The sequence below is a fragment of the Desulfitobacterium metallireducens DSM 15288 genome, from assembly GCF_000231405.2.
Classification (GTDB): domain Bacteria; phylum Bacillota; class Desulfitobacteriia; order Desulfitobacteriales; family Desulfitobacteriaceae; genus Desulfitobacterium_A; species Desulfitobacterium_A metallireducens.
Map to the genome: position 1 here is coordinate 2,038,661 of NZ_CP007032.1, position 16,314 is coordinate 2,054,974.

Annotated in this window: 18 protein-coding genes; all 18 read right to left on the reverse strand. The window is 43.5% G+C overall.

Annotated elements, in window-relative coordinates; translation table 11 throughout:
• Positions 1 to 6: 6 nt before the first annotated feature.
• Entirely contained in the window at positions 7 to 822 is an 816-nt protein-coding gene (spo0A, locus tag DESME_RS09785) for a sporulation transcription factor Spo0A (RefSeq protein ID WP_006716105.1), read from the reverse strand.
• A 218-nt stretch (positions 823 to 1,040) separates the two neighbouring features.
• Entirely contained in the window at positions 1,041 to 2,297 is a 1,257-nt protein-coding gene (spoIVB, locus tag DESME_RS09790; RefSeq protein WP_006716104.1) for a SpoIVB peptidase, read from the reverse strand.
• A 245-nt stretch (positions 2,298 to 2,542) separates the two neighbouring features.
• The gene (recN, locus tag DESME_RS09795; protein ID WP_006716103.1) at positions 2,543 to 4,210 is read right to left on the reverse strand and encodes a DNA repair protein RecN; all 1,668 of its coding nucleotides are present in this window, start codon (positions 4,208 to 4,210) and stop codon (positions 2,543 to 2,545) included.
• Between the two features lie 26 nt (positions 4,211 to 4,236).
• On the reverse strand, positions 4,237 to 4,689 hold the full coding sequence (argR, locus tag DESME_RS09800; protein ID WP_006716102.1) for an arginine repressor: 453 nt from the start codon (positions 4,687 to 4,689) through the stop codon (positions 4,237 to 4,239).
• On the reverse strand, positions 4,689 to 5,267 hold the full coding sequence (gene mnmM / locus DESME_RS09805; protein ID WP_006716101.1) for a tRNA 5-(aminomethyl)-2-thiouridylate-methyltransferase MnmM: 579 nt from the start codon (positions 5,265 to 5,267) through the stop codon (positions 4,689 to 4,691). Before mnmM ends, argR begins: the two co-directional genes overlap by 1 nt.
• On the reverse strand, positions 5,260 to 6,075 hold the full coding sequence (locus tag DESME_RS09810; RefSeq protein ID WP_006716100.1) for an NAD(+)/NADH kinase: 816 nt from the start codon (positions 6,073 to 6,075) through the stop codon (positions 5,260 to 5,262). Before DESME_RS09810 ends, mnmM begins: the two co-directional genes overlap by 8 nt.
• A 5-nt stretch (positions 6,076 to 6,080) precedes the next feature.
• Entirely contained in the window at positions 6,081 to 6,890 is an 810-nt protein-coding gene (locus tag DESME_RS09815; protein WP_006716099.1) for a TlyA family RNA methyltransferase, read from the reverse strand.
• The gene (dxs, locus tag DESME_RS09820) at positions 6,883 to 8,778 is read right to left on the reverse strand and encodes a 1-deoxy-D-xylulose-5-phosphate synthase (protein WP_006716098.1); all 1,896 of its coding nucleotides are present in this window, start codon (positions 8,776 to 8,778) and stop codon (positions 6,883 to 6,885) included. The genes DESME_RS09815 and dxs overlap by 8 nt, the downstream gene beginning before the upstream one ends.
• Entirely contained in the window at positions 8,756 to 9,361 is a 606-nt protein-coding gene (locus DESME_RS09825; protein WP_006716097.1) for a hypothetical protein, read from the reverse strand. The genes dxs and DESME_RS09825 overlap by 23 nt, the downstream gene beginning before the upstream one ends.
• A gap of 34 nt (positions 9,362 to 9,395) precedes the next feature.
• Entirely contained in the window at positions 9,396 to 9,839 is a 444-nt protein-coding gene (locus tag DESME_RS09830; RefSeq protein ID WP_006716096.1) for a divergent PAP2 family protein, read from the reverse strand.
• Between the two features lie 8 nt (positions 9,840 to 9,847).
• Positions 9,848 to 10,714, reverse strand: coding sequence for a polyprenyl synthetase family protein (locus tag DESME_RS09835; RefSeq protein WP_006716095.1), 867 nt, complete (start codon positions 10,712 to 10,714; stop codon positions 9,848 to 9,850).
• A gap of 7 nt (positions 10,715 to 10,721) precedes the next feature.
• Positions 10,722 to 10,970, reverse strand: coding sequence for an exodeoxyribonuclease VII small subunit (xseB, locus tag DESME_RS09840; protein ID WP_006716094.1), 249 nt, complete (start codon positions 10,968 to 10,970; stop codon positions 10,722 to 10,724).
• An 18-nt stretch (positions 10,971 to 10,988) separates the two neighbouring features.
• Positions 10,989 to 12,197, reverse strand: coding sequence for an exodeoxyribonuclease VII large subunit (gene xseA, locus DESME_RS09845; RefSeq protein ID WP_006716093.1), 1,209 nt, complete (start codon positions 12,195 to 12,197; stop codon positions 10,989 to 10,991).
• Positions 12,198 to 12,238: 41 nt separating this feature from the next.
• Entirely contained in the window at positions 12,239 to 13,189 is a 951-nt protein-coding gene (locus DESME_RS09850; RefSeq protein WP_006716092.1) for a magnesium transporter CorA family protein, read from the reverse strand.
• Positions 13,190 to 13,456: 267 nt separating this feature from the next.
• Complete coding sequence (locus DESME_RS09855; protein WP_006716091.1) at positions 13,457 to 14,092, reverse strand: cyclodeaminase/cyclohydrolase family protein; 636 nt, start codon at positions 14,090 to 14,092, stop codon at positions 13,457 to 13,459.
• Positions 14,092 to 14,943 carry a bifunctional 5,10-methylenetetrahydrofolate dehydrogenase/5,10-methenyltetrahydrofolate cyclohydrolase gene (locus DESME_RS09860; protein ID WP_006716090.1) on the reverse strand — a complete coding sequence of 284 codons (852 nt, stop codon included), beginning with the start codon at positions 14,941 to 14,943 and terminating at the stop codon, positions 14,092 to 14,094. Before DESME_RS09860 ends, DESME_RS09855 begins: the two co-directional genes overlap by 1 nt.
• Before the next feature lie 118 nt (positions 14,944 to 15,061).
• A complete protein-coding gene (locus tag DESME_RS09865; protein WP_006716089.1) occupies positions 15,062 to 15,685 on the reverse strand; it encodes a carbonic anhydrase in 624 nt (207 codons plus the stop codon).
• A gap of 33 nt (positions 15,686 to 15,718) precedes the next feature.
• Positions 15,719 to 16,312: a methyltransferase family protein gene (locus DESME_RS09870; protein WP_006716088.1), complete on the reverse strand. Its 594-nt coding sequence runs from the start codon at positions 16,310 to 16,312 to the stop codon at positions 15,719 to 15,721.
• Between the last annotated feature and the right edge of the window lie 2 nt (positions 16,313 to 16,314).

A 16,314-nucleotide genomic window follows, 5' to 3' on the forward strand; every position in this document is an offset into this window, starting at 1 on the left:
TCAATTTTACCGGAAATTTGCCATTCGCAATTTGTCGGCAACCATGGCAATAAATTCAGAATTCGTTGGTTTTCCGCGGTCAACGTTAATCGTATAGCCAAAAAAGCGATTCATAAAATCAATATTCCCACGGTCCCAAGCAAGTTCAATCGCATACCGGATAGCTCGTTCAACTCGACTCGCAGTCGTAGCATATTTTTCGGCGATCATCGGGTAAAGTTCTTTAGTTACCGCTCCCAAGAGAGAAACATCCTGAACTACACTCACAATAGCATCTCGTAAGTATTGATACCCTTTAACATGAGCAGGTACGCCCATTTGATGAATCATACGCGTCACTTCAACTTCTAAATTACGGGACATCGATTCATTATCGGATACAGAACTAACTGAATGAGGAACAGTCACCTGGCTTCCGGAATTGGTTTGTATCAAGGTTGTTCCAGTATCCCGACCCTGGAGCTGTCGTATTCTTTTGCCCAACGTATCTAAATCAAAAGGTTTAAGTACAAAGTAATCTGCACCTAGTCGGACCGCTCTTTGTGTCATACTTTCCTGTCCAAAGGCCGTCAAGATAATAACACGAGGTTTTTGAATATCATTTTGGAGCTTCTCCAATACCCCTAAACCATCGAGATGAGGCATGATGATGTCCAAGACGACAACATCCGGTTGTTCACGATAAATCAGTTCTAAAGCCTCATTCCCATGATAGGCAACCCCAATCACCTGCATATCCTCTTGCCGATTGATATACTCCTTTAATACTTCCACGAGTTCACGATTGTCATCTGCAACTAAAACGCGAATGGGTCTTTGCATTATTCTGCTCCCCCTTGTTTCGGAGTTCTCTTACTTTTCCTCACCCGGAAATATTTAGTATTTCGACATTTATTTAGAACTTCCTGCTCAGGTATTTTATTTTAATTCTTAGACAATTCACATTATAGCATATCTTAGAATTAATGTAGCAAAATATCTTTATAGAAAAAAGGCAGAGTTAAAAACTCCACCTTTTCCCTCGCAAAAAGCTTTTTAATTTAAGCAGCTTCTTTATTACTTACTAATCCTGCCTCTTTAATCATGTTTTGAATAAACACTCCATACCCGCGAGTTGCATCATTGACAAAAACATGAGTTACGGCTCCGATAATCTTTCCATCCTGAACGATCGGACTTCCACTCATTCCTTGAATAATCCCGCCGGTTTTATCTAATAATCGTTGATCCGTAACACGGATAACCATGTTCTTACTATCGGTACGGTTATGCATAATCCGCTCTATTTGAACCTCGTATTCTTCAATCTTTTCGCCATCAAGCACGGTGTAAATCTTGGCTGGTCCTTCTTTAATTTCTGCTTCCCAAGCAACGGGAATAGCTTCTTTAAAGTAAGGATTTAAAATTTTTCCCTGCATGGTACCAAAGATTCCCGAGATTGAATTTTTTTCGATATTTCCCGTAAACAAAGTCTGGTTTACAAATGAACCTACTTTTTCTCCAGGGTGACCTCGTCGACCTTTCTCAATTGCATAGATGGACGAAGCAATGACACTGCCGTTGGCCACTTCAATTTTTTGGTTTGTATCTGCATCATTGATTACATGCCCTAACGCTCCGTATTTCCGGGTTTGCGGTTCATAAAACGTTAAGGTTCCTACGCCAGCAGCTTCATTCCGGACATAAAGCCCAACTCGATAACGATTTGTTTCCGAACAATATACGGTTATGATTCGTTTTTGAATAATCTGTCCATTGCGAAGACACACAAGATTTGAGAATCCTTGCTTTTGTCCAGCTTGATGAATTGCATTAGCCACGTCTTGATCTGTCTTGACCTCTTGATCATCGATCTTTAAGATGACATCGCCGACCTCGATTCCAGCCTCTTTCGCCGGATAATTTTGTTTACCATCTGTCCCCGTTACTGCAGCTTGTCCAACAACCATAACTCCTTTAGCTTGGAGACTGACTCCAATCGATTGCCCACCGGGCAGTAGTTTGATGTCAGGCACAACCTCGATTTGACTTGTTTTAAGAGGGAAAATTCCGAAGAGTTTGTAGGATACTTGAATGACTTCGGATTCTTCCATATTCGAGGCCATTACTGCATTTGTTTCTCCGATAACGGGTTCAACTTGAATCACGTGAGACAAAATTCCAGAAACTTGCGAAATGGAAATCTCACTTTGTTCTTTAAACTCCGGAATGGCTCCAAGTTGCTGAAACAAAGGTTGAATTCCTAGGAAGGTACAGAGAAGAAGACTTCCGAAGATTACCGTTCTCCTCGTATTCACTCTCGTATCACCCTCCAGTCTTTTGACTCTGTCTCCCCAAATTTCTTCCTTTTCCTCATTTTTAAGCGAAAAACAATATTTAAGCGAAACCTAATGTTAAATTGTCCATCTTGCTTGTTTTTAATCCTGTAAAATACGTTCCATGATTTCCAATAAAAAATATAAAGCTTTGTTTTTTACTGCAATAAAAAAAGAAGGTCTTAATTTTGACCTTCTTCTTTGAATATTTCCTTTATTTCTACTTTTTAACTTTGTTGTGCACGCCATAATTGTTCCGCATGTTGGTAGGATATTTCATCTGTACCGCCCAGCATCCGGGCCAATTCTTCAATTCGTTCAGATTCATTTAAACGATTGACCAAAGTTCGAGTTCTCTCACCGTTAATTTCCTTAACGATACCGAAATGTTCTTCAGCAAAGGCGGCTACTGGTGCCGAATGCGTAATACAGAAGACCTGTTTATTCTGTCCAACTTTAGCCAGCTTTTCTCCCACCTTTTGGATCGTTCGTCCTCCTACCCCGCTATCGACTTCATCAAAAACAAAGGTACCCACACTTTCGATCTTCGCAAGTAGACTTTTTAGAGCCAGCATTAAACGTGACATTTCTCCACCGGAAGCCACCTTTGCTAAAGGTTTAGGAGGTTCTCCCGGATTGGCTGTAAAATAAAATTCAACTTCTTCTGCCCCACCTGAACGCGGCTCCTTGACCGGCGTAAAATGCACCTCAAAATGACTCTTCTCCAAACCAAGGCTAGAAAGTTCTTCGTGAAGACCCATTTCCATTTCTTTCGCCACTTGAGTCCGTTGTTCGGTTAATTTCTTAGCTCCTGTTGTATATTGAGCGAATACGATTGCCTTTTTCTCTTGAAGCTTTTCTAACTCTTCTTGCAAATGCGTAATTCGTTGAAGTTCTTCAATCATTTCTTCTTTGGAGGCCAAAACTTCTTCAACGGTATGGCCATACTTGCGCAAGCGTTGGAGCTGAATTAAACGCTCCTCAATTTGATCCAGTCGACCGGGTTCAAATTCTAACGATTCCTGATAAGAACGCACGCGTTCAACTAAATCCTCAATAGCATAATAAACAGCCTCAAACGGCTCCAACATGTCCTGAAACTGATCATCGAAGCGGACCAGATCCTGAACGAGTTTACGGCTTCCCCCTAAAAGATCATAAATTGATCGTTCTTGTTCACTTTGGTAAAGATTCGCATAGAGTTCCGTAGTTAAGTTGAGAATTTTCTCGCGATTAGCCAAACGCTTTTTCTCTGCTAGTAGCTCCTCTTCTTCACTGTCCTGAGGATTCACCGCCATTATTTCCTTAATCTGATACCGCAACATTTCTTCACGCTTCTCACGATCGCGTTCTGATAATAGGAGTTCTTTTTCTTGAGTTAATAACGCACGATAATCATGTGCTTGCTCATTGACGTACTTGAGAAGCTGAAGATGTTCCCCACCGCCAAAATCATCAAGTAACCCTCGATGCGTTTCCGGTTGAAATAAAGATTGGTGCTCCATCTGGCCATGGATATCCACTAAGCCTTGGCAAAGACTCCGATAAAGGCTGAGCGGGACGGTCCGGCCTTGGACCCGGCAAGCATTTTTACCATTTGCATTGATTTCACGATAAAGGAAAAGCTGTCCGTCTTCCACTGGGTAGCCAACTTCATCAAGCTTAGCGATTACATTTGAAGGTAAGTCTTCAAAAACGCCTTCGATCCGTGCCTTTTCCAGACCATGCCGAATAAAATCTGTACTGGCTCTTCCTCCGAGCAAAACACCCAGAGCATCAATCAGCATCGATTTACCGGTTCCAGTTTCTCCGGTAAAAACCGTTAACCCCGGATGTAAATTTAAACGGACATTTTCCATCAGTGCAAAATTCTCAACATGCATCTCCGTTAGCATTTAAGTCCCCTCTTTTCTCAAACGCCTTATCCCATAATGTCTGTAATTCGTTGGCGAACCCCATCGACCGCACTTAGAGGTTTAATCACGAGCAAGATCGTATCATCTCCGGCCACTGTGCCGATAATCTCTTCCCAATTGGCCTTATCAATTAAATCAGCCAGAGCTTGAGCATTTCCTGAAATCGTTCGAATAACAATTAAATTTTCACTATCATTTATGGTCACCACGGTTTCCCGCATTCTCCGTTTTAAGCGCTCTGAGGAATTAATAGGCTGGGCTGCTCCCGGACTTGCATAACGGTAATCCTCATCGGGGGTAGGAATTTTAATCAGTCCCATTTCCTTAATATCTCTTGAAACAGTCGCTTGGGTTACTTCAAAGCCTGTTAACCTTAAGTGATCGGCTAATTCTTCCTGAGTATGAATGGCCTCTTTGGTAATAATCTCTTGAATTTTCATTTGCCTCCGAGCCTTCATCAGATCTCTCCCCTCTTCTTTTGAACCAGAATCCAATAGGGCGATTTATCGCCCTGATTAATATACTGTCCTTCAAGCACGCTATAGCTCTTAGGAGGCAGGTCTGTCAAGAATTCATGCACTGCTCTTGCCTCTTCCTCTCCACCCGGATGGCCCCGATAAACGGTTAAAGCAAGTATGCCATTCTCAACTAAAAGTTTCAAGACATCTTGGAGCGCTTGAAGCGTAGACTTCGCTTGGGTGGTCACGGAATGATCGGACCCCGGTAAATAACCCAAATTAAACATGGCCAGTTTTACCGGTTCAGAGACAAATTCCTGAACACGTGCATGATCTGCCTGATGCAGGGTAACCCATTCAGCAACCCCTTCTTCTTCTAATAAACGTTGCGTCTCCGCGAGGGCAATGGCTTGAATATCAAAAGCATAGACTCTGCCATTTGGACCAACCGCTTGAGCCAAAAACAGCGTATCTCTTCCCAAACCGGCCGTCAAATCTAAAGCAGTATCCCCGAGCTCAATTCGGGGAACAATAATCTCTCGCAAAAAACCTTGTATATCTTGAAGTCGATCACTCATGCCAACGATCCCTCAGCTTTTCACGAACAACCCTTGGGAAACTTCGACTTCCTAAGCGAATAAGGAGTGCCTTTAGGGGAGCGGTTCTGATCTGAACCATCTCTCCTGATCTTAAACTTAGATTTTCCCGACCATCAAAGGTCATCTGGCATTCCTTTCCTCGTGCTAATAGGATTTCAATCGTTTCCTTATCTGAAACAACCATTGGTCGCGCGGAAAGAGAGTGCGCTGCCAATGGAGTCAACAAAATGGCCTGAACATCAGGGCTCACGATCGGTCCACCTGCCGATAAGGAATATGCAGTTGAACCTGTAGGCGTCGATATGATTAACCCATCCGCAGGGTAACTCACCGAAGGCTCTCCCGATAAGTTTGCCTGAAGCGTGACTATCCCCTCTAGACTTTGCCGAAGGAAGACGACATCATTCAAAACGGTATATCTTAATTCGGTTTTATCCGTTCGTTTAATTACAGCCTCCAGCATGAGGCGTTCCTGAATGCTATATTTCTTATGTAAAACCTGTTTCAAAGCAACATAGACCTCAGCGCGCTCGATCTCACACAAAAAACCTAAACGACCAAGGTTTACCCCTAAGACTGGAATTTTATACGGAGCTGCTTCACGCGCCGCTTCAAGGAGCGTTCCATCCCCTCCCAGTGAGATTAGAAATTCGACACCCTGGGTTATGATTTCATTCCACTCGATTAATACTTCCCAGCCCTGTGACCGAAACCAATGCGTCAATTGCAAAGCTAACGCAAGGGATTCCGGTTTGCTCTGATTGGTCCATAAACCGACTCGTTCCACTCGATTCACTCCGTTCCTGATTGCGCTTCTTTGACGAGTTCTGAAACCTTCGACTGCCAATCTATACCCTGATCGGACTGTACTGATAACCAAGCAAGATACTCAATATTCCCTTCCGGTCCACGAATCGGAGAAAAGTCTACCCCCCGAACCGTGAACCCCAGGTTTTCAGCCTGTCCAAGAACCATCCATAAGACTTGGGCATGGACTTCAGGATCCCTCACGACCCCTTTTTTGCCCACATGTTCACGGCCCGCTTCAAATTGAGGTTTGATTAAAGAGAGCACTTGCCCTTCATCTTTGAGGATAGCCCGCATCGCCGGAAAAACTTTCGTAACCGAGATAAACGCTAAATCAGAAACGACCCAATCCATCTTTTCCGGCAGGTCTTCAGCCGTAAGATAGCGAGCATTTACCCGTTCCATGGATACGACGCGTGGATCTGTTCTCAACTTCCAATCCAGCTGGCCATAGCCGACATCGATGGCATAAACCCGTTGGGCTCCATTTTGCAACGCGCAATCCGTAAAACCGCCCGTTGAGGCTCCTAAATCGGCGAGCACGCACTGAGATAATTCGATGGGAAAAACCTTTAACGCTTTTTCTAGTTTTAAGCCTCCCCGGGATACGTAGGGTAAGGTATTCCCTCTGATTTCAAAAACAGTTGTCTCCGAAAAATCCATGCCTGGTTTATCTGCACGTTGTCCACCAGCAAAAACAATGCCTTCCATGATTGCCGCCTTAGCTTTTTCACGACTTTGGAAAAGTCCCTGCTGGACCAATAAAACATCTAAGCGTTCCTTCCCTTTAGCCACGATTTCTCCCTTCTAGCCGTTGCAGAACCTTAAGTCGTTCTACCGCTCCAAGAATTCCTTCTACAGATAACCCGTTTTCCTGTTGAAGTACAGAAATCGAACCTTGCTCTACATAATTTTCATAACCGAGACGTTCAACTGCCACATCCGTCATACCCGCATCTGCTAAAATCTCAAGAATCGCACTTCCCATCCCGCCGGCAAGCATATGGTCTTCAATCGTCACGATCCGTTTCGTCAGGCGCGCGTAATAAAGAAGGGTATCCTTATCTAAGGGATTAAGGAACCGCAGATTAAGGACAGTGGCTTCCACTCCCCGAACCTGAAGCTCGTTTGCTGCAGCCATACACGTATACACCATCGGGCCAATTCCGATGAGTGTCACATCTTTCCCTTTTCTTAATACCTCAGCTTTACCGATCGGTAATTCTTTTAATTCCTCATCAAGAGGAATCCCTTGACCTACCGAACGGGGATAACGCAAAGCGACTGGTCCATCTTGGCATAGCGCCGTATAAAGCATATGTTGCAATTCGTTTTCATCCTTCGGCGCCATAAAGGTTAAATTAGGAATGATTCGAAGGAAGGAGATATCAAAAACGCCATGATGCGTCGGCCCATCATCGCCTACCACACCAGCCCGGTCAATGGCTAACACGACATTAGCATTTGGAAGACAAACATCATGAAGGACCTGATCATAGGCCCGTTGATAAAAGGTGGAGTAGATTGAAACGACCGGCTTCATCCCACCAAAGGCCAAAGCTGAAGCAAAAGTGACCGCGTGTTGTTCTGCAATCCCCACATCGAAAAATCGGTCTGGAAAACGCTTACCAAAAAGGCTGAGCCCAGTCCCCCCCGCCATCGCTGCTGTAATCGCCACGACTTTAGGATTCTCTTCCCCTATACGACACAACGTCTCTCCAAAGACTTGAGTAAACGTAGGGGTGGTAGCTTTTTTCTTAAGCTCTCCAGTTTCCTTATCAAAAGGCCCTACACCGTGAAAAATATCCGGATTTTTCTCGGCGGGTAGGTATCCTTTACCTTTCTTCGTAATGACATGGACGAGTACTGGCCCTTTCTTTTGTTTTGCCAGTTCTAATGTTTGCTCAATGAGAAGTTCGTCATGCCCATCAATTGGACCCAAATAGGTAAATCCTAGTTCTTCAAATAAGAGACCTTGGACCAAAAGATATTTTAAGCTATCTTTGGCCTTTTCAGCGGCTTTCGCCATTTTATTCCCGATTCTGGGAATCCGTTTTAAAATATTTTCAATTTCTTCTTTACTCTGGGCATAGCGAGGATCGGTCCTTAAGCGAGTAAGATAAGAAGACATCGCTCCTACATTGGCAGAGATCGCCATTTCATTATCATTCAGTACGACAATTAAATTCGTGTTACTATGGCCTGCATGATTTAAGGCCTCGAAAGCCATTCCTCCAGTCATGGCACCATCGCCAATCACGGCCACACAGAAAGATTTCTCTCCGAGAAGATCACGAGCTCTCGCGAATCCCACTGCCGCAGAAATAGAAGTGCTGGAATGACCCGTTTCAAAACAATCATGAGGACTTTCCGCGCGTTTTGGAAAACCAGAAAGTCCATGATGAAGACGCAGACTCTTGAATTCCTCCTGACGGCCGGTCAGAAGTTTATGGACATACGTCTGATGACCAACATCCCAGACAATCTTGTCAGTAGGCGTATTAAAAACGCGGTGAAGAGCAATAGTCAGCTCGACAACCCCTAAATTTGGGGCTAAATGCCCACCATTTGTCGAAACGACATCAATCATTTCTTCCCGGATTTCCTGGGCGAGAACTTTGAGTTCCTGCGCATTCAGCGTTCGTAAATCTCGTGGCTGTTTAATCTTTTCGAGAATCCCCATTTCTCTTCCCCCCCTTTTTTTTCGTATCTGTAAAGGAATGACCTGTAATCTCCTCAATTTTCGCGATCAAAGCTCCTACTTTACTCATAATCTCATCCGCCTCATTGATCGCTAATGATTTTCCTAACGCTTTTCCTGTAATCGTCAAGGAAGCAACAAGGGCCAGTAAGAACGTATTCCAAAGAATTTCCTGATTTCCCAAAGAGGGATAAGAACGAATTAGATCAACCAAAATTGAAGCTGCCATCGCACCGCTTAGCGTCCCCGCGACATCACCAATAATATCGTTACAAAAATTGGCCACGAAATCCGCATTACGCAGCAGATAAACGGTTTGTTTTGCCCCCTGTACGCGATTAGCTGCTTTAGCATGATGCGGTTTTTCTATAGCAGCAGTCGCCGCTATCCCAATAATATCAAAGATAATACTGATCCCTATAATCATAAAAAGTAAGATCCACGCGACCCAAATCGAAGATTTTCTCATGAGAAGCTCTGAACCCAAACCTGCCAAGACCGCAATCGCGAAACTTAATATAAAGACAAAAGAAATCTTTTTCCAACTTTTACGTTTTAGTGCCAAAAAGATGTGAACCTCCTCAATCTATAGCAACGAACTAAGCGATAATTCCGACAATGATTCCGACGATAGCCCCTGCAAAGACTTCAAAGGGCGTATGTCCGATTAATTCTTTCAAACGCTCTTGCGAGAGGTCTGACATCTGCTCGTACAACCCCGATACAAGCTGATTAATCACTTCTGCCTGCTTTCCTGCCTCTCGACGTACACCCGCCGCATCATACATAACAATCATGGCGAGGACTGCTGCAACTGAAAAAATGGGTGAATCCCATCCATAATATTTTCCAATTCCTACAGATAACGCACAAACCGTCGCAGCATGTGAACTGGGAAATCCCCCTGAACTGATTAAGAAATATAAATCAAACGTGTGATGAATCTTGAAGTTAATCAAAACCTTGATCACTTGAGCGACCAACCAAGCCGTGATCGCCGAAACTAAAACTTCATTTTGAAAAATTCCTGGATATATTGTCATAGTCCACCTCAATGCATGCGATCAGCAATGTAATCTGCTAAGGAATGTAAAAAATCAACAGATTGAGTAAAAACAGATAACGCTTCGTGGGCTTCTTTAATCTTGACTGCAAGCTCTTCTTTCGCCCCGGCTAGACCGAGCAAAGAGGGATAGGTCGACTTTTCTTGTTCAAGATCACTTTGGGCGGGTTTTCCTAAAGTTGCGCTATCACCCTCAAGATCTAAGATATCATCTTTGATTTGGAAAGCAAGGCCAAGTGCCTGTGCATAGCGTGTTAACGCTTGAATCTGCGCCTCAGTTCCACCGCCTAAAATGCCTCCCATGCGAGCTGAAACTACAAGCATAGCGCCTGTTTTATGCTGATGAATCTGTTCAATTTCTCCAAGGGTTAAGGTTTTTCCTTCAGCTTCAAGATCTAATACTTGCCCTAAGACCATCCCTTCTGGTCCTGCTGCCTGAGCCACTTCCTGAATCACGCGCAATTGTCGCTCTGCATTCACGGGAAGCGGACGTGCGATCAATTCAAAGGCATAGGTTAAAAGGCCATCCCCTGCAAGGATTGCCTTTCCTTCACCAAATACCTTATGATTGGCTAACCGTCCCCTCCGGTAATCATCATTATCCATTGCAGGCAGATCATCGTGGATGAGAGAATACGTATGGATCAATTCTAAGGCACAGGCTGATGGCAAAATTGAATCAGCCTGCCCTCCCACCGCTTCGGCAGCAGCTAAGGCCAGCACGGGGCGAATCCGTTTCCCGCCACCTACCAGCGAATAGCGCATACTCTGCCCCATTGTTCCCTCATCCCAGGATAAACACTCTAAAAATGCATCTATTTTTTCAACATAGGACTCAAATGAGGTACGAAACATGAAATGCTCATCCTTCCACTGCGAAATCTGCCGGTCGAACTTCAAGTTCCCCATCCGGTCCTTCCAGCAGAATCTCCATCTGTTTTTCAGCATGGTCAAGTAAACCATTACAATGTTGAACCATTTCGATTCCTTGCCGGAATAAGTTCAAAGCCTCTTCCAAAGGAACCTCTTTTTGTTCGAGTTCCCGAACGATCTGCTCGAGCTGGCCGATCCCCTCTTCAAACGTAATTCCTTTATCTTTCTTTTTAGCCATTTATATCCCCTCTTTACATTATCCTTCGCTTTCTTTTGTAAGAACCTGACAAGTCAGAGCGCCTTTGTTAAGGCGAACTTTGATATGATCCCCTGCATTAGCTTCGGTACTTGAACGGAGAAGTTTCCCCTCTGAAGAATATGTCAGCGAGTAACCTCTTCCTAGAATCGCCAAAGGACTAAGTAAATCGAGCTTTGTCGCCAATAATTTTAGTATACCATTTTTATCAGAAACAAATCTAGTCATCTCTTGTTGCAGGGCAGTACTGACATTATCCAATCGCTGGCGATTTTGTTCGATTCTCCACAATGGATTGAGCAACGGTCCACTGGCAGCTAGTCTATTGATTTTCTCTCTTTTTCGCCCGATTTGGGCTTTTATTCCCACTTGAAGACGAGCACTTAGATCTTCAACATCATGGCGTAATTCTTGAAAAATAGGAACGGCTAATTCCGCCGCGGCGGAAGGGGTTGGCGCCCGCATGTCGGCAACCATATCCGCAATCGTGACATCCGTTTCATGCCCGACAGCTGAAATAATCGGGATAGCAGAGTTCGCGATCGCGCGAGCCACTTCCTCCGTATTGAAGGCCCAAAGTTCTTCTAAGGAACCGCCCCCCCGACCGACGATCAGGACGTCAATTTGACCATAGCGATTTAAGCGTTCAATCGCTTGGGCCACTTCGCGAGGAGATTGTTCGCCCTGAACAGCTGCAGGCGCTAAAATCCAAGAAAGATGGGGATCACGGCGCCCCATTACTTTTAAAATATCGCGAATTGCTGCTCCAGTTGGGCTTGTGACAATCCCCACCCGGCGCGGTATTCTGGGAATGGGCTTTTTACGCTCTGGATCAAAAAGTCCTTCCGCTGATAAGCGTTGCTTTAATTGTTCAAACGCAAGATAGAGAGCACCAACACCACTCGGTTGCATTTCATCAACATAGAGTTGTACATTGCCATCGCGCTCGTAAACTTTGACACTTCCCCTGAGCAAGACCTTCATCCCATCCTGCGGGATAAATTGAACTCGTTCAGCACGACTGCGAAACATCACGGCCTTGATACTTGAGGATTGATCCTTCAAGGTAAAATACCAATGCCCTGACGGACGGTGATTCTTGTAATTGGAAAGTTCACCGCTCACCCAACAACTCACGAGCTCATCATTATCACTTAGAGTACGACTAATTTCAGTGGTCAATTCTGCTACAGTCCAAATCTTCGGCACAAACTTCACCTCAGCTCATTATCCCCCATGTCATTGGGGGACTAAAGCATATTTTTCTTCCATAAAATAAACGCACTCACACCGGCAATTCCTATCGCTGAGAACGAGACAATAGCAAACCCATACGGGTGTTGCATAAAGGGAACGTTCACATTCATCCCCCAGAAGCTAGCAATCATGGTTGGTACGGCAAGAATAATCGTCATCGACGCAAGAAATTTCATGACCATATTCAAATTATTGGAGATAATCGAGGCAAAAGCATCAGTCATACTACTTAAGATATTCGTATACATCTCAACCATTTGGATCGCCTGGTTATTCTCAATTATAACATCCTCAAGCAGGTCTTCATCCTCTTCATACATTTTGATTAAATGCCGAGCTTGGCTATTCGAACGCAAGCGAAGCAAACGATCCATCACCACTCCATTGGAGCGCAAGGAAGAGGTAAAGTACGTAAGACCTTTCTGAAGATCCATAAGCTGAAAAATTTCTTGGTTCTTAAGTGACTTGCGTAAATCGATTTCAATTTGATCTGTTCGTTTATTGATTTGTCGCAGGTATTTTAAAAAATAGGTTGCTGATTTATAAAGTATTTGAAAAATAAAGCGTGTCTTCTTTGCCGTATTGAAGCTTCGACAACTTCCACGGCCAAATTCCGTGAGTACTGGATTTTCTCTTAAGCATACCGTAATGATATGATCTTCTGTTAAGATGATTCCCAAGGGTAAGGTGTCATAGTTCGTCTCATTAAACATTACCGGCATATCTGTGAGTATAAGTACTTGTTCTTCTTCAAGTTCAATCCGGGAGCGTTCTTCTTCATCAAGGGCCGCCTTTAAGAAATCCAGCGGCGCTCCAGTTGCCTCTGAAACCGCATTAAGTTCCTCGGTATCAGGATTTACGAGCTTAATCCAAGAGTTTTTAACCAGACCCGCTAAATCGAGTTCGAGGAAGTTCACCCCATCATTCTTAATAATCTTCAACATTGGGTTTTCCCCCTTTAAGACAAACTGGACGCAAGCCCAATATACTCTATTCACAAGAGGGAGTCAATTCCTCAGTACTAAGCCCTATTTTCCGTAGATCTGATGATAGAGCTCTTGATATCTCAGATACTGCTATTGATAAAACTCCGCTTCAGTGGGTAAGGGCCACAAATCAACTCTACAAACTAACGCAAAAACTCCCCGTCCTCTTTTTTAAAGGTACAGGGAGTTTATTGTCTTCAATATTATAACCCACTTATCATCAATTTATAACCGGCTTTGAACCACCTGAACGGTTTCGGTCTTAATCTTATCCGCTTCTGTAAAGAGGCGTTCCCGTTCTGCTTTAACGCGAGCTTGGTAGTCCGCATTCTTAACTTGGGGCAAATTAATATCGACACTGAACATTGCTGCCTTGAGCGCGCTTTCCCCTAAATAAGCAGCAACACCAACATCACTAATTGCACCCTTATTGCCAATTGGAGCAAGCTCTTGAGCGAGTTTTAAGACTGCAAAACAGTTTTGGGCAATCCCCAACGGCGTATCAGTTGCGCCAACAAGTACCTCTTGAAGTTTTTCAGCACGTGACATTTTTTGCTCTTCCGTATCTTTGGGCAATTTAAGCACAGCCATGAAGTTCGAAAACTCAGCAATATCCTGACTCAGGCCTTTTTTTAAATCGTCGAGGAGGCGTTGTCCGCGTGCTAAAATGTCTTGAACTTGATGTTCCACATTCTTATATTTTTCTTTGCCTATTGTCAGATTCGCTACCATGCAGACCATGGACGCAGCTAACGCGCCGACATAAGCGGAAACACTTCCACCTCCAGGAGTCGGAGCTGAGCTAGCCCCTTGAGCCAAGAATTCAGAAGTCGTCCATTTCCAAACATCTTGTTCTGGCATTAGCCATTCCTCCTTTGAAGAATAATTCCTTTCAGAATGTTTCGCATGATAAGGGCCGTTGTTAGAGATCCTACACCTCCAGGAACAGGAGAAATCAAGCTTGCCTTTTCTTTAACCGCTTCAAAGTCAACATCGCCGCAAATTCCGTCCGGAGTTTCATTGATCCCTGCATCGACAACAATCGCACCAGACTTGACCATATCCCCTGTGATCAATTTAGCCCGACCTACCGCTGCAATCACAATGTCTGCCTGACGAGTAAAGGCCCCTAGATCTGGGGTTTTAGAGTGGCAAATTGTCACTGTTGCATTATGTTTAAGGATGAGGAATACGAGCGGCTTACCCACCGTTTCTCCCCGTCCCACAATCACAACATGTTTCCCTGCAATTTCTACGCCAGAACGCAACAGAATTTCAATACAGCTTTGAGGAGTCGCCGGGAATAGCCCTTCTTCCCCACTCAAAATATAACCACGGTTAATTGGATGTACGCCATCGACATCTTTATCTGGACGAACAGCAGCCATGACATTCTCTTTAGAGATATGTTTCGGCAACGGCAACTCAATCATGATTCCATGAATTTTCTCATTCGTATTCAATTGCTCGATAAGGGTCAGAACGTCTTTTTCCAGGCTATCAGCAGGCAGCGTATAGAGCTCAAACCCTATTCCTAAATTTTCACTGACCTTTTGCTTCGATTTTGCATAAACGACAGATGCGGGATCCTCTCCAACCAAAATGACCGCCAACTTAGGCTCTACACCCTGATCTTTCCATTCTTGGACTTCGCTCTTGATTTCCTCTTTCAAGACCTTCGCAATCGCTTTACCATCGAGTAACTCTGACAAACCCTTCACTCCCCTTTTGGTATGATGATATGTCTATCTCTATTATTCTCCGTTCATAAAACAACTCCTGTTGAATGAGCAGAAAATTAACAAAATTTTACTAAATTTAGTTAATTACTTAATTGGCTAATTCGAATAATCCATTCTCCTTGTTGTAGATAAACACTTCACCCGTCTCAATAAGGTAATACCAGCCCCCGATTGTAAGCGTTCCTTGCGAAACTTTTTCACGAATAAACGGGTAAGTAAGAAGGTTCTTTAGCTGTTCCACAATGTTAACTTGCTCTGTCATCCATTCCCTTTTATCGACTTCTTCTACTGAAACCTCAGCTAGAACTTTTGTTTTAGCCTCGTATGCCAACTCTAACCATTTCTTGGTATGCGGAATTTCGTTTAACACCTCATCCGATGCATATAACGACTTACACCCGCCACAGTTTGAATGCCCGCACACCACAATATTTTCTATTTCAAGAACATTGACGGCATATTCAATGGAAGAGGTTGTGGATAAATATTCCTCAGACTCATGATAGGGCGGCACAATGTTAGCAATGTTTCGAACAACAAATAACTCTCCAGGTAAAGTTTGCGTAATTAGATTCGGAATAAGTCTCGAATCAGAACACCCAATAAATAAGGTATGTGGATTTTGTTCCTTACTTAACTGTCCGAATAGTTCTTTGTGTTCTTCAAAATCGATTTCTCTAAATTTGATTAGTCCTTCTAAAAGCTTTTGCATTACTTTATCACCCCAAAATATTCAAAATCTAATTTACTTTTTTGTGAATGGAATGAGTGCTGGAACTTTTTTTTGATACTCAATGTAGGTTAATCCAAATTGTTTGATGAGTTTTCTTTCCTCTAACTTGATTCCAATTAGAATATAGAGAGTTAGAACGAGATGAACAAGAATATCCACCCTTGTAGAATTTAGACTCCACATGAATACAAGAGTTGCTAAGTAAATTGGATGGCGCACCATACCTAGTAAACCCTTAGTATTGATTGTTATTGAAGGCGTATCATCCTTCTTCCCATATTCTCTGATCTGGCGAATACCCACGAATTCTAAGATGTCATAACTTAGCAAGGCCCATATAATCATGAAACCTGAGCCTATGAGTAAAATGGATTGTAGAATCGTCCAGGGTGGCGTAAATTTTATGACAACTTCATTGTCTAAGGATCTCGAATATTTCAGTAGAGTAATAAATAAGGTTAGCGAAAGAATGTTATACAAGAATCTATAATAGGCATAGTACCTTCCCATTACTCGACTAGCCCAATTTGAAAAACGCAGATCAATAAGTATACTATGAATTAATGCGAATCCTATCCAAATCAAAATAACAATTAGATAATTCAATT